At 63.2% G+C, this 19,078-nt stretch carries 21 protein-coding genes and 2 pseudogenes; 12 read left to right on the top strand and 11 right to left on the bottom strand.

Going from position 1 to position 19,078, the window contains the following annotated elements; translation table 11 throughout:
* Window positions 1-5 precede the first annotated feature (5 nt).
* The 5 genes from gorA to RLDS_RS39625 are packed head-to-tail and all read right to left on the bottom strand — an operon-like array spanning window position 6 to window position 4,271.
* The gene (gene gorA, locus RLDS_RS39645; RefSeq protein ID WP_021225958.1) at window positions 6-1,376 is read right to left on the bottom strand and encodes a glutathione-disulfide reductase; all 1,371 of its coding nucleotides are present in this window, start codon (window positions 1,374-1,376) and stop codon (window positions 6-8) included.
* A complete protein-coding gene (locus tag RLDS_RS39640) occupies window positions 1,373-2,011 on the bottom strand; it encodes a glutathione S-transferase N-terminal domain-containing protein (protein ID WP_020820192.1) in 639 nt (212 codons plus the stop codon). The genes gorA and RLDS_RS39640 overlap by 4 nt, the downstream gene beginning before the upstream one ends.
* A gap of 6 nt (window positions 2,012-2,017) precedes the next feature.
* Complete coding sequence (locus RLDS_RS39635) at window positions 2,018-2,986, bottom strand: Bug family tripartite tricarboxylate transporter substrate binding protein (RefSeq protein ID WP_020820191.1); 969 nt, start codon at window positions 2,984-2,986, stop codon at window positions 2,018-2,020.
* A gap of 41 nt (window positions 2,987-3,027) precedes the next feature.
* Window positions 3,028-3,642: a glutathione S-transferase family protein gene (locus RLDS_RS39630; protein WP_020820190.1), complete on the bottom strand. Its 615-nt coding sequence runs from the start codon at window positions 3,640-3,642 to the stop codon at window positions 3,028-3,030.
* A complete protein-coding gene (locus RLDS_RS39625) occupies window positions 3,639-4,271 on the bottom strand; it encodes a glutathione S-transferase family protein (RefSeq protein ID WP_020820189.1) in 633 nt (210 codons plus the stop codon). Before RLDS_RS39625 ends, RLDS_RS39630 begins: the two co-directional genes overlap by 4 nt.
* 152 nt (window positions 4,272-4,423) lie before the next feature.
* On the opposite strand from RLDS_RS39625, the gene RLDS_RS39615 reads away from it, so the two are divergent.
* From RLDS_RS39615 to RLDS_RS39570, 11 genes and pseudogenes are all read left to right on the top strand, one after another.
* Window positions 4,424-5,565, top strand: a protein-coding gene (locus RLDS_RS39615) for an IS3 family transposase (RefSeq protein WP_152528043.1) whose coding sequence is annotated in 2 segments (ribosomal slippage) — window positions 4,424-4,685 and window positions 4,685-5,565 — 1,143 coding nt in all. Because the reading frame shifts where the segments join, the coding sequence is not laid out codon by codon here.
* Window positions 5,566-5,681: 116 nt separating this feature from the next.
* Window positions 5,682-5,996 (top strand): annotated as a pseudogene (locus tag RLDS_RS57275) (MarR family transcriptional regulator); the annotation flags it as partial.
* Window positions 5,997-6,005: 9 nt separating this feature from the next.
* Window positions 6,006-6,281: pseudogene (locus RLDS_RS56945) on the top strand (IS630 family transposase); the annotation flags it as partial.
* Entirely contained in the window at window positions 6,281-6,505 is a 225-nt protein-coding gene (locus tag RLDS_RS39605) for a hypothetical protein (RefSeq protein WP_021225954.1), read from the top strand. The pseudogene RLDS_RS56945 and the gene RLDS_RS39605, both read left to right, overlap by 1 nt.
* On the top strand, window positions 6,505-6,840 hold the full coding sequence (locus RLDS_RS39600) for a YciI family protein (protein ID WP_020820187.1): 336 nt from the start codon (window positions 6,505-6,507) through the stop codon (window positions 6,838-6,840). Before RLDS_RS39605 ends, RLDS_RS39600 begins: the two co-directional genes overlap by 1 nt.
* Window positions 6,841-6,851: 11 nt before the next feature.
* Window positions 6,852-7,925 carry a maleylacetate reductase gene (locus RLDS_RS39595; RefSeq protein WP_020820186.1) on the top strand — a complete coding sequence of 358 codons (1,074 nt, stop codon included), beginning with the start codon at window positions 6,852-6,854 and terminating at the stop codon, window positions 7,923-7,925.
* Between the two features lie 11 nt (window positions 7,926-7,936).
* On the top strand, window positions 7,937-9,076 hold the full coding sequence (locus RLDS_RS39590) for a muconate/chloromuconate family cycloisomerase (RefSeq protein WP_157838174.1): 1,140 nt from the start codon (window positions 7,937-7,939) through the stop codon (window positions 9,074-9,076).
* Entirely contained in the window at window positions 9,073-9,774 is a 702-nt protein-coding gene (locus tag RLDS_RS39585; RefSeq protein WP_020820184.1) for a dienelactone hydrolase family protein, read from the top strand. The genes RLDS_RS39590 and RLDS_RS39585 overlap by 4 nt, the downstream gene beginning before the upstream one ends.
* Window positions 9,774-10,472, top strand: coding sequence for a 3-oxoacid CoA-transferase subunit A (locus RLDS_RS39580; protein WP_020820183.1), 699 nt, complete (start codon window positions 9,774-9,776; stop codon window positions 10,470-10,472). Before RLDS_RS39585 ends, RLDS_RS39580 begins: the two co-directional genes overlap by 1 nt.
* A gap of 4 nt (window positions 10,473-10,476) precedes the next feature.
* Complete coding sequence (locus RLDS_RS39575) at window positions 10,477-11,142, top strand: 3-oxoacid CoA-transferase subunit B (RefSeq protein WP_020820182.1); 666 nt, start codon at window positions 10,477-10,479, stop codon at window positions 11,140-11,142.
* On the top strand, window positions 11,139-11,381 hold the full coding sequence (locus tag RLDS_RS39570) for a hypothetical protein (RefSeq protein WP_021225953.1): 243 nt from the start codon (window positions 11,139-11,141) through the stop codon (window positions 11,379-11,381). The genes RLDS_RS39575 and RLDS_RS39570 overlap by 4 nt, the downstream gene beginning before the upstream one ends.
* 162 nt (window positions 11,382-11,543) lie before the next feature.
* Here the strand turns inward: RLDS_RS39570 and RLDS_RS39565 are convergent, their stop codons facing one another.
* The 4 genes from RLDS_RS39565 to RLDS_RS39550 all read right to left on the bottom strand — a co-directional run bounded on the left by RLDS_RS39565 (window position 11,544) and on the right by RLDS_RS39550 (window position 14,541).
* Window positions 11,544-12,308, bottom strand: a complete 765-nt coding sequence (locus tag RLDS_RS39565; RefSeq protein ID WP_001389365.1) for an IS6-like element IS6100 family transposase — start codon at window positions 12,306-12,308, stop codon at window positions 11,544-11,546.
* Window positions 12,309-12,397: 89 nt separating this feature from the next.
* Window positions 12,398-12,808 carry a DUF2141 domain-containing protein gene (locus tag RLDS_RS39560; RefSeq protein ID WP_031298067.1) on the bottom strand — a complete coding sequence of 137 codons (411 nt, stop codon included), beginning with the start codon at window positions 12,806-12,808 and terminating at the stop codon, window positions 12,398-12,400.
* Between the two features lie 17 nt (window positions 12,809-12,825).
* Window positions 12,826-13,554 (bottom strand): sterol desaturase family protein, encoded by a 729-nt coding sequence (locus tag RLDS_RS39555; RefSeq protein ID WP_021225951.1) that lies wholly within the window; start codon window positions 13,552-13,554, stop codon window positions 12,826-12,828.
* 96 nt (window positions 13,555-13,650) lie between these two features.
* Window positions 13,651-14,541, bottom strand: a complete 891-nt coding sequence (locus RLDS_RS39550) for a prephenate dehydratase (RefSeq protein ID WP_021225950.1) — start codon at window positions 14,539-14,541, stop codon at window positions 13,651-13,653.
* Window positions 14,542-14,700: 159 nt separating this feature from the next.
* On the opposite strand from RLDS_RS39550, the gene RLDS_RS39545 reads away from it, so the two are divergent.
* Window positions 14,701-15,369, top strand: a complete 669-nt coding sequence (locus RLDS_RS39545) for a c-type cytochrome (RefSeq protein WP_021225949.1) — start codon at window positions 14,701-14,703, stop codon at window positions 15,367-15,369.
* Between the two features lie 41 nt (window positions 15,370-15,410).
* On the opposite strand, the gene RLDS_RS39540 is transcribed toward RLDS_RS39545, so the two are convergent.
* A complete protein-coding gene (locus RLDS_RS39540; protein ID WP_021225948.1) occupies window positions 15,411-16,928 on the bottom strand; it encodes a Ppx/GppA phosphatase family protein in 1,518 nt (505 codons plus the stop codon).
* A gap of 8 nt (window positions 16,929-16,936) precedes the next feature.
* A complete protein-coding gene (locus RLDS_RS39535) occupies window positions 16,937-19,075 on the bottom strand; it encodes an RNA degradosome polyphosphate kinase (RefSeq protein ID WP_021225947.1) in 2,139 nt (712 codons plus the stop codon).
* Between the last annotated feature and the right edge of the window lie 3 nt (window positions 19,076-19,078).

Here is a 19,078-nt window from a genome sequence, read left to right as displayed (position 1 = left end):
GCAGGTCATGCGACTGGCTGCCGCAATGTCACGAACTCCTCCGCCAATGTCGGATGGATACCCACAGTACTATCGAAAGTGGCTTTCGTAGCTCCGGCCTTCATTGCCACCGCGAATCCCTGCACGATCTCGCCCGCATCTGGTCCCACCATGTGCAGGCCCACGACCCGGTCGCTAGCCGTATCGACCACCAGCTTGACCATGGCGCGCTCGGTGCTGTCCGATAGGGTGTGTTTGAGCGGTTTAAAAGAGTTGCGGTACACCGTGACCCTGCCAAATTTCTCGCGCGCCTGCGCCTCGCCAAACCCCACAGTTCCGATATTCGGATGCGTAAACACAGCGGTGGGAATATAGTCGTAGCTCATGAAGCGTTGTGCCGGTCCGAAGAGCCGGTCCACCAGCACCATCGCTTCGCCCAGCGCCACGGGTGTAAGTTGCACCCGCGCGGTTACGTCGCCCAGGGCGTACACCGAGTGAAGGCTGCTGCGGTAGCCCTCATCGACTAGGATCGCGCCGTCCCTACCCCGGGCGACCCCAAGTGCCTCCAGGCCCAAGCCGGTGACGTTAGGCACGCGGCCTGTAGCGAACAGCACGGTGTCGGCCCGCAGCCTACCTCCATCGGCAAGCGTGAGCTCCAGCCCGTCGGTCGTGCTGGAAATCGAGCTAAGCTGGGTGTCCCGCCGGACATTTATGCCGGCCTTGCTCATTTCTTGCGCGATGAACTCCCTGATCTCATCGTCGAAGCCGCGCAGCAACTGCGGTCCGCGGCACAGCTGCGTCACCCGCGCACCCAAGCCGTTGAAAATCGAAGCGAACTCGCAGGCGATATAGCCGCCACCCACCACCACCAAGCGTTTTGGGAACCGCGCGAGATCAAACATAGCGTCGGAGCTGACGGCGTATTCGCTGCCGGGAATATCGGGCACGCTGGGTGTGCCGCCCGTGGCGAGAAGAATGTGATGTGCAGTGAAGGTGCGGCGACCGCCCTGCGTCTGCACCTGGACCGCGTGCTCGTCCAGCAGCGATGCCCAGCCCTGCACGATCGTCACGCCCGCGCCTTCCAACAGGCCCTGGTAGACGCCGTTGAGACGCAGGACTTCAGCTGCGCGCCGAGCCTTCAGGCGCTCCCAGTCCAGCACCGGCGCGCCGGTAACCCAGCCAAAGCCACGCGCCTCCTCGAACGCATCGGCGTAGTGCGCAGCGTAGCTATAAAGCTTCTTCGGGATGCAGCCGACATTAACGCATGTGCCGCCTAGCGCAGCGGCTTCAGCCACGCACACGCGCACGCCGCGCTGCGCCGCCATGCGCGCGGCCCGGACACCGCCAGAGCCCGCTCCGATGACGAACAGGTCAAAGTCATAGACATCCTTCGTCACGGCTTGATGCGCTCCAGTGCCAACACGCCCTGGACCGCAGGACGCAACAGAACCTGCTGGGCGACCGCAGCGTATTTGGGGACGGCAGGCAACCGTTCTTTCAGCGGCACACGCAGGCTCCACAGGTAGAACACAGTGAGGTAACCGTCACAGACGGTGAAGTCATCGCCGATCAAAAAGTCCGATGCACCGATACGGTGGTCGGCCTCCTCCAGCGCTGCGCCGAGCGCGGCGATGCCATGCTCCCGCACACTATCTATAGCCTGTGGCGAATCGCCGGCAACGCGCTCAGCACGGAACATGTTGCGAAAGGCCGGATGCACAGTGCTGGACAAAAAGGCCAGCCATTCCATGGCCCTGGCGCGCGCCACCGTACCCGGCTCCGGCAGCAGTGCGCGTCCACGCGCGGAGTCGGCGATGTGCGTCAGAATCGCGGGCCCCTCGGTAATCACTTCACCCGTGGCCAGCAGGAGTGCGGGCACCTTGCCCCAGCGATTGATGCGCAGGTAGTCGGGCGTTCGGTTGTCACCGTTTTTGGTGTTGATTTCCGTTAATCGGTATGCCAGCCCCGATTCCGCCAGCGCGATGTGCGATGCAAGCGAGCAGGCGCCCGGGCTGTAGTAAAGGGTGTGCATGGGAGCCTAGTCGGGCTGCGCGCCTGAGCGGCGTACAGCGTCGCCCCACTTCGCACGCTCCTGCTTGACGTAGGCGCCGAAGGTGGCGGCGTTCATCCATGTGATCTCGTTGCCCGAAGTTCTGGCGAACTCTTTGGCCCTGGGCGAATTGATCGCGCGCTCAAGCTCTGTCTCCAGCACGCGTGCGATGGCATCGGGCGTGCGCTTGGGCACCACATAGCCGTACCAAGCAGTCGCCTCGAAGCCGGTCAAGCCGGACTCGCTGACAGTGGGGATGTCCTGCGCGCTGGACAGGCGCCTGGTCGAGGTCACGGCTAGGGCCTTGAGACGTCCCGCGCGCACCAGCGGTAGCGTGGCGGTCGGGGTGACCAGCGCCAGCTGGATATGTTCGCCGGCAACCATAGTCAGCGGATCCTTGGCGGCGATGTGCAGCAGGTCGATGCCCGCCTGCGCGTTGATCATCGCGCCAGCTAGGTGCCCGGTGCTGCCGGCTGCGTAGGAGCCGAAGGACAGGTGGCCAGGATTCTTTCGCGCGTAGGCCAGCATGCCTGCGAAATCTTTGAATGGCACCGCATTGTTGGCCACGATCAGATTGGGCGCGGACATAGCCAAACCCAGCGGCCTGAAGTCTGCATCGGCATCGAAGCCCACGGCCGCCTTGCTGTATAGCGTCTGGTTGATCGCGAAGTTGGGTGTTGCGGCCATTAGGATCGTGTAGCCGTCGGCCGGGCTGCGCGCGGCTGCTTGACTGCCGACGTTGCCGCCCGCGCCAGGGCGGTTTTCCACGATGAAAGGCTGCTTGAGGCTTCCGGACATGCTGTCGGCCAGCAGGCGCGAGATCGTGTCGCCGGCGGTTCCCGTGGCGAAGGGCACGATGATGCGCACCGGCTTGTCCGGATAGGTTTGCGCGGCTGCGAGTTGCGCCGAGGCTAGGAACGCGGTGATCAGCAGCAGGTGGATTCGATTAGTTTTCATGTGATGGGATCAGAAGTGTTGAACGTGAGTTGGGCGCAAGTTCACGAGAGGCCCACCATGACTTGTTCGCGGAAAGCCGGCCTGGCCCTGGCGGCCTCGTACCAGCGAGCGAGCGCAGGAAGGTCCTCACGTTCGATAGGCAGCTCGAACCAGCGGTACACCGAAGGCCCAATGCAGATGTCTGCCAGCGTGAATTCATCGCCTGCCAGGTACTGCCTTTGCGCGAGAGCCGATTCAATGATCCGCATCGCGGTCGCAGACGTGGTCCGGTGGCGCGCAATCAGCTCTGACTGGTGCTGCTCCTTAGGTGTGCGCACGATCGACTGGAACAGCGGGACCATGCCGGCCACCAGGGTTGTCAGCTGCCAGTCCATCCAGCGCTCGACCTCAGATCTCTGCGCGGCACCGGCGGGATACAGGCTCGTGGGATGCGTATTGCACAGATATCTCAGGATGGTGTTGGATTCCCAGACAACCACGCCATCATCCAGCAGGGTCGGCACTACGCCGTTGGGATTGAGCCGCAGATAAGCGTCTTCCTTGTTGCCTCCAAACTTGCCGCCTACGTCGGTGCGCTCCACGGCAATGCCGAGTTCCGCTGCGCACCACATCACCTTCTGCACATTGTGCGAACTCAACCGGCCGAGAACTTTCATGCGGGCCTCCTGGTGTGGGGAATGCTCATGCCGCGCTGCACGGCAGGCCGTGCGCCCACCTCGTCGAACCAGCGCTTAACGCTGGGCAGACTGTCCCATGAGATGTCGTGCAGTTCGAAGCGGTCCACCCAGGGATAGATGGCGATGTCGGCAATGCCGTATTCGCTGCCCGCCAGGTAGCGGTGGGTCCGCAGCTGCCCCTCTAGCACTCGGTAGAGGCGATGCGTCTCATTCGAGAAGCGCTTGAGAGGATAAGCTTCACCCGATGCAAAGCGGCGGAAGTGATGGGTCTGGCCGAACATGGGACCGACCCCACCCATCTGGAACATAAGCCACTGCAGTGCCAGGTAGCGATCCTGGGCACTGGCAGGGAGCAGCTTGCCAGTCTTCTCCGCCAAGTAGATCAGGATCGCGCCCGACTCGAACAGCACCAGCGGCCGCCCGCCGGGGCCCTGACTGTCCTCGATCACGGGAATCTTGTTGTTGGGATTGAGCTGCAGGAATGCGGGTGAAAGCTGCTCGTCCTTTGACAGGTCCACCGGCACGACTTCGTACTCCAGCCCCAGCTCTTCCAGCGCGATCGATACCTTTCGCCCGTTGGGCGTTGTCCATGTGTGCAGTTTGATCATAGTTTTAGACAGAATGTCTGGCTATATTAGACAGTCTTTTTGTCTTTGTGAATTGGTATTTCGTCAGTAATAACCCGAATAATGTGACCTGCCCCCTTCCAGCCGTACCAACGTAGTGGCAGCGAAGTCCGTCAACTTGGAGAATGACGGACATGAGAAAGAGCAGATTTACCGAGGAGCAGATCATCGGTTTCATCAAACAGGCCGAGGCCGGTTTGCCGATCAAGGATCTGTGCCGCAAAGGCGGCTTCAGCGACGCGACCTTCTACAAATGGCGCGCCAAGTACGGCGGCATGGACGTGCCCGACGCCCGGCGGCTGCGTGAGCTGGAGGCGGAGAACAACAAGCTCAAGAAGCTGTTGGCCGAGGCGCACTTGGACATCCACGCACTGAACACCGCCTTCGGGGTAAAGCGCTAGCCCCACAGGCCAAGCGTGCGGCCGTTGCCACCATGATCGAGCGATGCGATCTGAGCGAGCGGCGCGCCTGCGGGCTTGTGGGGCTCTCCCGCGACAGCTACCGCCATCCACCTGAGGCCGATGCCATGACGAAAGAGCTCAGCAGCAAGATCGTCGAGATCGCACATGCACGCCGACGCTTCGGCTATCGGCGCATCCATGACATGCTGCGCCCGCACTTCCCGGGTGTGAACCACAAGCGCGTCTACCGCCTGTACAGCGCCGCCAATCTGGCGGTGCGCAAGCGCAAGAAGGTCAAACGCCCCGCCAACGAACGCGTGCCGCTGCAACTGGCCACGACGGTCAATGAGGTGTGGAGCATGGACTTCGTCAGCGACAGCCTGAGCACGGGACGGCGCATCAAGTGCTTGACGGTCGCTGATGACTTCAGCCACGAGTGCGTGAGCATCACGGTGGACTGGGGCATCTCGGGCCAGTACGTCACGCGGCTGCTCGACCGGGCCGCCGTCTTCAGGGGCTACCCGCTGGCCGTGCGCACCGACAACGGCCCGGAGTTCACCAGCCGGGCCTTCATGGGCTGGGCGCAGACCCACGGCATTCGCCACATCCTGATCGAGCCGGGACGGCCCATGCAGAACGGCTACATCGAGAGCTTCAACGGCAAGTTCAGGGACGAATGCCTGAACGAACAGTGGTTCAAGACGCTGCAGCAGGCCCGGTCGGCCATTGCCGTCTGGAGGCAGGACTACAACGAGGTCAGGCCGCACAGCAGCTGTGGGCGAATGCCACCGGCGAAGTTCGCCGAGCTGCATCGCCAGCGCGCTGGCGATGCAGCTCGAGCCAACTCAACGACCACCGAGATCGAGATCAACTAATCTTGCAACCCCGGACTTCCTCGTTATGAATGGCACGGCAAAAGGGGGCAGGTCAAATGAACTTGACATCACTTCTTTTAGGCAGATAATATGTCCATATTGATTCACGGAAAATTATGAAAAAGTCCACCGAAACCTATTCGCCCTGGAAGCCCGCCAAACCAGATGCCACCATGGGCGCCTTGGCCGGCACGCTTGGCACTTTGCTACGCACGCCGTTCGAAGCACTGGCAGCGCGCGTCTACACGGCGCTGGCCGTCAGCTATCCCGACGTTCGTGAAGCGCATGGCGCTGTGTTCAGGCACCTGCCGCTGGCCGGCGCCTCCGTGTCTGATCTGGCCCGGCGCGCTGGCATGGCCAAGCAAAGCATGGGCTTCTTGGTCGATTCGCTGCTGGGAGCCGGCTACCTGGAAGCCGCGCAGAGCGCGACGGACCGGCGGGCCAAGCACCCCAGATTCAACATGCACTTCACGCCAACCTCGGCATCGTGGCTGAACATGGTCGAGCGCTTCTTTCGCGACATCTCCGAGAACCGGCTACGCCGCGGGGTGTTCACCAGCGTGCCCGAACTCGTCTCGGCCATCGATGAGTACATCGCGCATCACAACACCAACCCCAAGCCGTTCATCTGGACCAAGAACGCTCGCGACATCCTGCAAAAGGTCATCCGCGCCAATAGCCGATTAAGTTCCAAACAGAATGCAACACTACACTAGTGCGCCTGTCCGCCCGCGGCATGCAGATGCAGTCGCGCGCGATAGAGATCGGCTTGGCGATCGAGGCCGAATGGGCCCAGAGCATGGGAGAAGTCGAAATGGGCGCGCTGCGCGCCCTGCTCAAGGTGCTGGCCGAGTCGATCCCCGAATCCACGACGGCGGGCAATGTGCCCGCAGAAACATCCACCCTCAGCAAGACACGCAAGAAGAAGGAGACTGTCTAATGTACGTAGCGATTTTTTTCCAAGATCTGCCTGGCACCGCCGCCAGGCGCCAGGCCGTGGTGTCTGAGCACCGCAAATACATGGAGGCGCGCTCCTCCCAAGTGCTGGCTGCCGGCGCGACATTTACCGACGACGGCAAGGCTGTCAAGGGCGGCAGCTATGTGATCTCAGTCGCCAGCATGGAGGAAGCTCGTGCCTTCGTAGACAACGACCCCTTCACCAAGGCGGGACTGCGTGCCTTTGTCACCATTCAGCCCTGGATCAAGGCTGTGTTCGACGGTCAGTTCAACATCCCGACGGACGACAGCCCGCTCTACGCGAGCTCGGTGGCCTGAAAGCTGCAACCATGCTGAACTTCACCTACCAAAGCCTCCCGTCGCGCGTGCGCTTTGGCCGCGGGACTATCTCGGAATTGGGCAGCGAGCTGGACAAGCTGGGTTGCCGCCGAGCGATGGTTGTTGCCAGCGCGCCCCAGGCCGCCCACGCGCAACTCCTGCGCGAGCAGCTGGGCGGCGCTTGCGCCGGCGCTTTCACGCGCGCGGCCATGCACACGCCCACCGAGCTCACGCAGGAAGCGCTGACGGAGGTTGCTAGGCTGGGCGTGGACGGAATCGTCGCAATTGGGGGCGGTTCGGCCATCGGCCTGTCCAAGGCCATCGCGCTGCATACTGACCTGCCCCAACTGGTAATTCCCACCACCTACGCAGGCTCGGAGATGACGCCCATACTCGGGCAGACCGAAAGCGGCATAAAAACGACGCAGCGCAGCCCCAGGGTCCTGCCCGAAACCGTCATCTACGACGTCGAACTGACTTACTCGCTGCCACTGGCCATGTCGGTCGCCAGCGGCATTAATGCCATGGCACATGCCGTGGAGGCGCTTTATGCCAGCGACACCAACCCGGTGGTCGCCCAGATGGCTGAAGCCGGTATCGCCGCTCTATATCGCAGCCTGCCGGCGCTGCGCACAGGCGCGGCCGATCCTGAAGTGCGCGGTCAGGCACTGTACGGCTCCTGGATGAGCGCCATGTGCCTTGCGTCCACCTCCATGGGCTTGCATCACAAACTGTGTCACACGCTCGGCGGCGCGCTTAACCTGCCACACGCCGAGACGCACACCATCGTGCTGCCGCACGCAATCGCCTACAACGCGCCCAGTGTGCGCGATGCTGTGGATGTCATCAAGCGCGCCATGGGCGGCGGTGGCATTGCTGGACGCATCCACGATATCGCCAGCAGCTGTGATGTGCCGGTTGCGCTGCGCGACATCGGCATGCGGGAATCAGACATCGACAAGGTTACCGATCTGGTCATGTCCAAGCCCTATGCCAACCCTCGCCCTCTAGACGCAGGCCTCATCCGCAGGTTGCTGACCAATGCATGGTCAGGCCTGCGCCCAGACCACTCTACCTACCTGTGATGAATTCTCGCGTGCCGCAGAACGAAACTATTGAGGCCATCGAAACACGCATCGTCGATGTCCCGCTGAAAAAGACCCACAATCACTCCAATGCCTCGCATGCTCAGCAGTCGCTAGTGTTCCTGACGCTGCGCACTTCGGGCGGCGCAGTCGCACACGGAGAAGGTGGCACGCCCGCAGGCACCGCCTTCTGGGGCGGCGAATCCTGCGAAACAATCAAGTGTGTGATCGACCGCTACTTGGCGCCGGCGCTGCGGGGTGTAAACGTGTTCGCCCATGAGCAGGTGCTCAAGACCATGGACCGGGCGGCGGCCGGCAACCACTTCGCCAAGGCGGCCGTAGACGTGGCCGTGCACGACGCCGTGGGGCGCCTGCTGGGGATTCCCGTCAGCGCGCTTTACGGCGGCCAGGTGCGCGGTTCCATGCCCGTGCTGTGGGCATTGGTCTCGGGCGACGCGGCCGCAGACATCGACGATGCGGCCCGCATGCTGCAGGAGCGCCGCCATAAGACGTTCAAGATCAAGATGGGGTTCGAAGGTCCTGAGACTGAATCTCGTAGAGTCATGCGTACTGCGCGGGCGATCCATGATATCGCTGCGCACGCGGTTGTGACGGTCGACCTGAACCAAGCTTGGGATATAGCGACATGCGCGCGCTACCTGCCGCAGTTCGAAGACGCAGGCATCGCCATGGTCGAGCAGCCGCTGCCTCACTGGAACCGTGACGGCATGGCGGCGCTGTCGTTGCGCCTACGGATGGCGGTGGTGGCCGATGAAGGTTTGTGGGATTTCCACGATGCATACGCCTCCTTCAAGTCGGGCGCCACCGGACTGTACGGAGTGAAGATCGGCAAGGGCGGCGGCATTCGTCGCGCCTACAAGGCTGCTGCGGTGGCCGAGGCCGCCGGCATTCCCATCTATGGCGGTATGGCGCTGGAAAGTTCCCTAGGCACGGCCGCCGCCCTGCAACTGTTCAGCGCGCTGCCGGCGCTAGACTGGGACTGCGAACTCATCGGCCCGCTCCTGCTGGCCGATGACCTGGCCACTGAGCCCACACGATACCGCGACTTTGAGGTTGTGGTACCGGGCGGCATCGGCCTGGGCGTACAGCCCGACCACGACAAGATCAATTTCTACACCCGCAAGACATGACTAATTTCAATTATTCCATCGACACCTCGCACGGCCCCATGGATGGCTACATCACTGCGCAGCCTGGTCAGGCCCGGCCCGGCATCGTGCTGCTGCCTGAGATTTTCGGCATCAACGGCGCGATGCGCCTGGCGGCAGACCAGTTCTCGCAGGCAGGGTTCGCGGTGCTGGCACCCGACCTATTCAGCCAAGTAGAGTCGCGCGTTGAGCTGGGCTACACGGAAGCGGACCGCGAACGCGCGATCGCCATCTGGCAAAAGATGGACGACTCTGTGGCGCTGGCGGACAGCCGCGCTGCCATCAATGCACTGGCGGCTGATCCACGCTGCAACGGAGAAATTAGCGTATTAGGTTTTTGCCTAGGAGGCAAATACGCGTTACTGTTGGCGGCCCAAGGCGGCATCCTCGCGAGCGTGTCCTTTTATCCGGTGCGTGTTAACGACTACCAAGAACAACTGATTACGCTAAAGTGTCCCACGCAGGTCCACGTTGGCGACGACGACGCGCACATACCGCCTCCAGTGCTCGATGTCCTTACAAGCGCGCTCTCGAGCAGCGAGACCAACGAGCTGCATCTGTATGCGGGAGCCGGGCACGGCTTTTTCAACTCGGTTCGCTCCTTCGGCTACTCGCCGCGCGCCGCGGAATCGGCGTTTACGCGCGCCGTCGCCTTTCTGAATCGGCACCAAGGTACTTGATGGCCGGCAAGATCGCAAGTACGGTGGCCGAGGCGATCGGCCCCGTAGCCGACGCATCGGTCGTGATGGTCGGCGGTTTCGGCACCGCCGGCATCCCCAATGAACTGATAGGAGGACTGATCGCCACCGGTGCTAGGGAATTAGTGGTTGTCAATAACAACGCTGGCAATGGTGACAGCGGCTTGGCCGCGCTGCTCAAGGCCGGCCGCGTGCGCAAGATAATCTGCAGCTTCCCGCGGCAAGCCGACAGCCAAATCTTCGATGCGCTGTACCGGCAGCGCCGCATCGAGCTGGAGCTGGTGCCGCAAGGCAATCTAGTCGAACGCATACGCGCCGCAGGCGCCGGCATAGGCGGCTTCTTCACGCCGGTGGGCTACGGCACGAAGCTCGCGCAGGGCAAAGAGACGCGCGAGATCGCGGGAAGGATGTACGTGCTGGAGTTGCCCATCCACGCGGACCTGGCGCTCATCAAGGCCGAACGCGGCGACGCCTGGGGCAACCTCACCTACCGGAAAGCCGCCAGGAACTTCGGTCCCATCATGGCGACGGCGGCCCGGCGCACCGTCGCCTCGGTCCATGAGGTGCTGGCGGCTGGTGACATGGACCCGGAGACCGTGGTCACGCCTGGCATCTTCGTCAAGTCACTGGTGCAGGTGCCGCGCGCGGCCACCGGCGCCGGCGGATTCAAGGGGGCATGAGGCAATGAACTACCGAAGCCGTGACAAGGCTGAACTGGCGTCCCTAATCGCCCGCGACATTCCGGACAATTCCTATGTGAACCTGGGCATCGGCATGCCCACGCTGATTGCCAACTACCTGCCGGAGGGCGCTGGTATCGTGCTGCACAGCGAGAACGGCATACTGGGCATGGGACCAGCCCCAGAATCGGGCGAGGAAGACTACGACCTCATAAACGCTGGCAAGCAACCAGTCACACTTCTAGCTGGAGGCTCTTACTTCCACCACGCAGACAGCTTTGCCATGATGCGCGGCGGCCATCTCGACATTTGCGTGCTGGGCGCATTTCAGGTCAGCCAATTCGGCGACCTTGCGAACTGGCACACCGGCAATCCGGAGGACATCCCTGCCGTGGGGGGCGCCATGGACCTTGCTACGGGCGCTAGGCAAACGTGGGTGATGATGGATCTGCTGACCCGGTCGGGGCAGAGCAAACTAGTCAAGGCATGCACTTATCCGCTCACGGGCTTGGCCTGTGTCGGTCGCGTCTACACGGACTTGGCCACCTTCACCCGCACACCCTACGGCATGACCGCAAGCGACATCGTCGAAGGTTTGAGCCTGCACGCTTTGTGCGACATGACCGGCCTTGAGCTGCTGGATGGAAATGCCGGGGGGAGCAGAGATTGAAGTGGCTGGCCGCAAAATGGCGTCGAGGCGCGGACATCGTCCCCTTTAGCCTGTTCGGTTGTCTACTGACCTCAACGGCCGGAGCGGTGACCAACGGACTGTTGGAAGGCAGCAGCGCGGGGTCCATCGCGCACCGGCTGGCCTGCGGCTATGCAGGTGCCTGTGTGATGGTGATTGCTCTCTTTCCCTTTCTTGCCACCATGCGCAAATCGCGCGCCGCGCGAAGCAGTGACACCTGAAAAGCGCATGAAGAGTCCGGCAATTTCAGTCACGACTATGCCTGATGCGACCTGCATTCAGGCAAAACGCTTGACACAAGCCATTTTTTATCGACTGATATAAAATAAGGCTCTGTTGCAAAGATTGGCGGCAGTCAGAGGTAGGCTGTCGCTCTGCGCCGATCAGGCGGCTGCTGCGAAATGGTGGTTGAGCATGCCCATGGCCTCCGTCAGCGCCGAGGGCCCAATGCCAAAAGCTCTCTCCACAAGGCGCACCTCGCCCCTGATGCCGGGCTGCAGGCACCAGGGGCGAGCCTGTCCTTTGCGCAGGGCTCGCATGACTTCGAATCCCTTGATCGTGGCATAGGCCGTGGGGATCGATTTGAAACCGCGCACCGGCTTGATCAGTATCTTGAGCTTTCCGTGATCGGCCTCGATCACGTTATTGAGATACTTCACCTGCCGGTGGGCCGTCTCCCGGTCCAGCTTTCCTTCGCGCTTCAATTCGGTGATCGCTGCACCATAGCTCGGCGCTTTGTCGGTATTGAGCGTGGCAGGCTTTTCCCAGTGCTTCAGGCCTCGCAGGGCCTTGCCCAGGAACCGCTTCGCTGCCTTGGCGCTGCGGGTCGGCGACAGGTAGAAATCGATCGTGTCGCCCCGCTTGTCGACTGCCCGGTACAGGTAGGTCCACTTGCCCCGCACCTTGACGTAGGTTTCATCCAGGCGCCAGCTCGGATCAAAGCCACGCCGCCAGAACCAGCGCAGCCGCTTCTCCATCTCCGGGGCGTAGCACTGGACCCAGCGATAGATCGTCGTATGGTCGACCGAAATGCCGCGTTCCGCCAGCATTTCCTCAAGGTCGCGATAGCTGATCGGATAGCGACAATACCAGCGCACCGCCCACAGGATCACATCACCCTGGAAATGGCGCCACTTGAAATCCGTCATCGTTCCGTCCGTCCAATCTCCGCCAAGCATGCTCAAGCTTCACGATTTTTGCAACAGAGCCCGGAGGGGTTACAGGTTCCCGATTACCGTCACAGGAAATATTTGAGCTGGATATCCTGTTCGACCGGCGCGCCGCTGATCGTGAAACTGGCGGAGCGGAAACTGGGCGCGCCGAAACGCAGCACGGGGTTGCGCGAAAAGCCGACGCCTTCGCGCGGAATGCCGGCAAAGGTATCCAGCCGGCCATTGCGATTTTCGTCGTGAATGATGGCGATGGCATAACTGCCCGGCGTCAACTGCCCCAGCGTCACCGTGTCGCTGGACGCCGGGATGGCGAAATGCCGCTTGTCGGGATCATCCGTGCAATCGGGAAAATGATCCGGGTCGCGCGTCACGCAGATCAATATCTGCCCCCTGGCCGACCGCAGCCCCTCCAGCGCCATGCTGAGCGGCTGCGGCAGGGTAACGGGCGCCGCGCCCATGACCAGATATGCTACCATACTGAGACCGACCGCCTTCACGCGCGCGCCTTCACAAATTCACCCAGCCCCTTGTCGGTGCCGCACAGACGGTCCCAGAAACGAAAATATAGCCCGTAATTGCAAGCATAATATTCATGGTGGCGCTGATGATGGCTCGCCGTGATCAGCCAGGCGCCCATCGGACCGCGCACCATCCAGCGCGGAAACATCTCCCACCCCATATGATTGCTGACCCCCATGATGGTCATGACGGTCAGGACGACGGCCAGCGCACCGACGTGGATGGGGATCAGGAACACGAGGCCTGGAATGACAATCGCCCCGGTAAGCGCTTCCCAGGGATGAAAGCTCATTGCCGCCCAGGCTGTCGGCGGGCGGCTGGCATGATGGACGGCGTGGGCGATGCGGAACAGGCGTGGCTGGTGCATCCAGCGATGGGTCCAATAGAACCAGCAATCATGCGCCAGCAGGTAGAGCAGCACCGACAGCGGCAGATACCAGAGCGGATAGTCGTTGATATCGCTGTATATCCGCGTCCAGCCCCGCGCCTGCCAGCCCCAGGCGACGATCCCCGCCGGCACGCCATAGATGAAGGCCGACAGGAGCGACCAGCGCACTTCCCGGCCCATCTGCCGCTCCAGCCCCCGGTAAAGGCCGGGCTGGCGAATACGGGTCGCCAGCGCAAAGCCGCCGCTTGCCACCAGGTAACGCACACCGACGATGACGCTCATCGCCAGGGCGGACAGAAGGATAGCTGCGACCATGGGCGGCCTATAGCCTTGAAGCAAGGCGGGCGAAAGAGTGGAGCGCGCCGGGCTTTTCCTCGACGCCTGCCCAGCCGCCGACTGAAGCGTCGCGCCTCAGGTGCGCGGGCGCGCCTGACGATAACTGCCCAGTTGCCGCACCCATTTGGTGTGGAATTCCAGCTCTGCCAGCGCCCGGTCGACCGCCGCATCGCCCGGCATGCCTTCGATGTCGCAGAAAAATTCCGTGGCGGCGAAGCTGGCGCCGCGCTGATAGCTTTCCAGCTTGGTCATGTTGACGCCGTTGGTCGCAAAGCCGCCCATCGCCTTGTACAGCGCGGCGGGCACATTCTTCACTTCGAACAGGAAGGTGGTCATGACCGGACCGATGCCCGCGACCGGCATTTTCGCCTCGCGCGCCAGCACCAGAAAGCGAGTCATATTATCGTCGCTATCCTCGATATTCTCCGCGATCAGCCGCAACCCATAGAGTTCGGCCGCCAGATAGGGCGCGATCGCCCCCTCCCCCGGCGTCTTGCGTTCGGCGACCAATGCCGCCGCCCCAGCGGTATCGGCATAGGCGACCGGCTGAATGCCGCGTTCGCGCAGATAGTGGCGGCATTGGCCCAGCGCCTGAACATGGCTGACCGCGCTCGTCACCGGCGTCGCATCGGGCGCCATCAGGCAATGACGGATGCGCAGGAAATATTCGTCGATGACGTGGAGGCCCGATTCGGGCAGCAGGAAATGCATGTCCGCCACGCGCCCGTGCAGGCTGTTTTCGATCGGGATGATGGCGCGGTCGGCCTCGCCCTTGCGCACGGCGTCGATCGCATCTTCAAACGCGAAGCAGGGCAATGGCACGCAATCGGGCGCATAGCCCAGCGCCGCCAGATGCGAATTGGCGCCCGGTGCGCCCTGATAGGCGACGGCGCGCGCCGGATCGGCTGCGGCCTTGGCGGCCAGGTCCGCGACGATCGCGCGGGCGGGGGCAGGATAATTTTCCATTTGCGCCTGCGCGCTTAGGATTTCCCCCCGGCCGGCGCAAGCGCCCTGCGCATTCGTCTATCAACCCGGCTTGCACCATCGCGCCAGCCCCATTATGGCAGCGCACAAGAGGGGGCGCGACTGACAGCCGCCAGACAAGAGCAAGGGAAGTCGAGCGAGATGGGCGATCGTTTCAATACCGTGGCGGGCTGGGCTTTGTTTGCGGGCATTATCGCCCTGGGTGGCGCGATCGTCAGTTCCAAATATTTCGATACCGAACGCCCCGAAAAGATGGGCTACGCGATTGAAGGCGTGGAGGCCGAGGGCGAAGGCGGCGACAGCGGCCCCAGCCTCAACACCCTGCTCGCGAGCGCCGACGTCGCGGCGGGCGAGAAGGTCTTTGCCAAATGCGCCGCGTGCCACACCGTGAATCAGGGCGGAGCCAATGGCATCGGTCCCAACCTGTGGGGGACGGTCGGCGAAGCGATCGCCGTGGGCAAGGCAGGCTTTGCCTTCTCCGACGCGCTCAAGAGCAAGGGCGGCCAGTGGACGTTCGAAAATATGGACGCCTGGCTCACAAGCCCGCGTGAATTCGCGCCGGGCACCAAGATGACCTTTGCCGGCCTTGGCAACCCCGCCGACCGCGCCAACCTGATCGCCTGGCTGAATACGCAGGGGTCCAACCTCCCCCTTCCCGCGGCAGATGCTGAGCCGGCCGAAGCCAGCGCCACGCCGGCCGAAGCGGCTGGCAACGCGACCAATGCTGCCGAGAGCGTCGAAGGCGCGGCACCCGCCGGTGCCGCCACGGCCGGCGGCCCCGCCACGCCGACCACGGGCGAGAGCGAATAAGCGCTATCGACCTTTGACGGGCAGTGGCGCCCCCGCGCCCGTCAGCTGTTCATCATCCGATATTTGAGCGTCATGGCCTGGGCCAGATGGCGCAGGCGACGTTCCACTGCCTCGCCGTAGAGATCGGCGTCCTCTGCGCGCAGATACAGGTCGATGCGGTCGCCGTGCCGCTCCAGCCGCGATACCGCCAGGGGGGCCTCCACCCCGCCCGACATGCGCTGGGCCAGTCGGATGGCCAGGCCCCACAGGATGGCGCGCTGCAACCGCTCAGGCCTGGCGATTCGCTCCAGCGCGGGCAGCGGCGCGACGCCGCCGCCAAAATGGCTGCAAAGCGCTTGTCCCAGCATCGCCCGTTCCGCCGCGTCGATGCCGACCCAATTGCTGTGCAGCGCGATTTCGACGCCGCGCTCGGCCCGAAAATCTGGATTGGCGCGCCAGCTGACATCGGCGAGCAGGCAGGCGGCCCGGCGAATGCGGCGCGCCGAGGCATCGTCATCGGTGAACAACGGGGCGATCCAGCGGTCGATTCTGTCCCCATGGCCGCGAAAGCGCGCCTGCGCCTCCCCCTCCGCCTCGGCCGCGACCAACAGGGGATCATGCCCCCGGATTTCGGGCGGCAGCGCTTCGTACAGCAATCCTTCGCGCAGGCCATAGGCGGACACCACCAGTCGGCTCGATTTGAGCTGGCGCACCACCACCGACAACAAGGCGGCGGCATCGGGCAGCGTCGGCACGCGCGATCCCGTCATGGCCGGTATCTGTTTCAGCCGCGCCTTGTCGACATGACTGACGATACGCGTCAACTGCTCCGCGCGCGCCGCGGTCATTTCATATTGATGGACGACCGGCAGCGGAAAATGCGTGAGCTGCATGTCGAAGCGCGCCAGCGCCCGCCACGACCCGCCGACCATGTAGAAGGGCAGGCCCGGCTCCGGCGTCCATCCGGCCTTGTCCAGCATCTTGGCGACCGAACGCTCCAATGCGCGCGGCCCCTTGGCGCGGATCTGCGGCAGGCGCAGCACGCCCAGCGGCAGCGATATGGTTTGTTCCACCGCTCCGCCCCGCACCCGCGCCAGTTCCAGGCTGCCGCCACCCAGATCGCCGACAATGCCGTCCGCGCCCGGAATGCCCGACAAGACGCCCATGGCCGCGCCGATCGCCTCCTGCGCGCCGGTCAGCAATTCGACCGTCAACCCCATGGCCTTGGCGCGGGCGATGAAGTCGGGACCGTTGGTCGCATCGCGCACCGCCGCCGTGGCGACGCAGCGTATTTCCGCGACCTTCATCGACCGGCACAGATGCGCAAAGCGGCCGATGGCGCGCAGGCCCCGCTCCATCGCTTCGGGTTCGATCGCCCCGGTGCGGGCCAGCGAGGCGCCCAGCCCCGCCATCACCTTTTCATTGAACAGGATGAAGGGGATGCGGCGCGGCCCGTCATAGATGACCAGGCGCACGCTGTTCGATCCGATGTCGATGATCGCCGTGCGCGCATGGGCGGGTTCGGGCGAAGTCACCATCTGTTCGGCTACGGCCCGGACACGGCTCAGCATCGAATTCATGGCGTCGCTCAACCCCCGCTGCGCAAACGCAAGGTCGGGACGGCGTCGCTGTCCAGCGCCGCGCCACGCCCCGAAAGCGACGGATTGGTCATGAAATAGCGATGCAGGTTGAACGGTTTTTCGCCCATTTCGACACGGCTATAATGGCCTTCGGCATCCAGCTCCCAGCTCTGTTCCGTATCGATGAGGTTGGCGACCATCACCTGATCGACGATCTGGTCGTGCACGGTGCCGCTTTCCACCGGAGCGAGGAACTCCACGCGGCGATCGAAATTGCGCGGCATCCAGTCGGCCGAGCTGATATAGACCTTCGCGCCATTGTTGGGCAGCGCCTTGCCATTGCCGAACACGGTGATCCGGCTATGTTCAAGGAACCGGCCGACGACCGATTTCACCCGGATATTTTCCGACATGCCCGGCACCCCCGGCCGCAGGCAGCAGATGCCGCGCACGATCAGTTCGATTCGCACGCCGGCATTGCTGGCGGCATAGAGTTTTTCGATGATGGCCGGGTCGACCAGGCTGTTCATCTTGGCCCAGATGGTGCCGGGTCGCCCGGCGCGCACATGGTCGATTTCCGCCTCGATCAGTTCGCACAGGCGATTGCGCAGGTCGCGCGGGCTCATCACCAGTTTCTCCAGCCCCTGCGGTTCGACATAGCCGGTGATATAGTTGAACAGCGCGGCGGCATCGCGGCCATAATCGGGATCAGCGGTAAAGAAGCTGAGGTCGGTATAGATGCGCGCGGTGATCGGGTGATAATTGCCCGTGCCGAAATGGCAGTAGGTGCGGAACTGCTCCCCTTCGCGCCGCACGACCATCGACACCTTGGCATGGGTTTTCCAGTCGATGAAGCCATAGACGACCTGAACGCCCGCGCGCTCCAGCGCGTCCGCCCACATCAGATTCTGTTCCTCGTCGAATCGCGCCTTCAGCTCGACCACGGCGGTCACGGACTTGCCCGCTTCGGCCGCGTCGATCAACGCCCGGATGATCGCCGACTGCTTGCCCGCGCGATAGAGCGTCTGCTTGATCGCAACCACATCGGGATCAGACGCCGCCTGTTTCAGGAAAGATATGACGACGTCGAAGGCTTCATAGGGGTGATGGACGACGATGTCCTTGGCCCGGATCGCCGCGAAACAGTCGCCGCCATATTCCCGGATGCGCTCGGGAAAGCGCGGCGCATAGGGTTCGAATTTGAGGTCGGGCCGGTCTTCGTCAACGATGCCGGACAGGTCGCCGATGCCGACAAAGCCCTCCACTTCCTCGATGATCGCCTCATGCCCCTGGAGCATGTCCTGCAACATTTCCTCGACCGGCTCGGGAATGCGCTCCTCAATCTCCATGCGGATGACGCGCCCACGCCGGCGGCGCTTGATGGCGCTGCGGAAATAGCGGACCAGGTCCTCGGCTTCCTCCTCGATCTCGATATCGCTGTCGCGGATGATGCGGAACACGCCGCTGTTGCGGACGCGATAGCCGGGGAAAAGGTCTGCTGAAAAGCGCCGGATCACGGCCTCCAGCGCCATGTAGCGCGCCGGTTCCCCCGGCACGCGCACGAACCGCGCGAGCGACGAAGGGATCATCACCAGTTCGCGGATCGGCTGCTTGTCGGACAGGCGCTCCAGATCGAAAACGATCGACAGCCCCTGATTGGGAATGAAGGGAAAGGGATGCGCCGGGTCGAGCGCCTGGGGCGTCAGGATCGGGAATATCTGCGTCAGGAAATGCTCGCGCAGCCAGGCGGCGCAGACATTGTCCATCTCCGCCGATGGCCCGATGACCTCCACCCCCACCTGCGTCAGTTCGCCATGCAGCGCGCCCCACACTTTCTGCTGTGCGCGCATCAGCGTGCCGGTCGTCTCGGTGATGGCGGACAATTGCTGCGCCGGCGTCAGCCCGTCGGCGGAGCGCATGTCGACATTCTGCAACTGCTGCCCTTTGAGGCCCGCGACGCGGACAGAGAAAAACTCGTCCAGGTTCGCGCCCGAAATCGACAGGAAGCGCAACCTCTCCAGCAGCGGATGGGCGCGGTTCATCGCCTCTTCCAGCACGCGCTGGTTGAACGCCAGCCAGGACAGCTCGCGATTGAAATAGCGGTCACTGGGCAGCGACAGATTGGCAATGGGATCGGCTTCGGCCACGGA

Origin of the sequence: Sphingobium lactosutens DS20 (assembly GCF_000445105.1) — a bacterium.
GTDB classification, from domain to species: Bacteria; Pseudomonadota; Alphaproteobacteria; order Sphingomonadales; family Sphingomonadaceae; genus Sphingobium; species Sphingobium lactosutens.
Note: the sequence above shows the minus strand (reverse complement) of the source record. Positions and strands in the feature narration are given on the sequence as shown.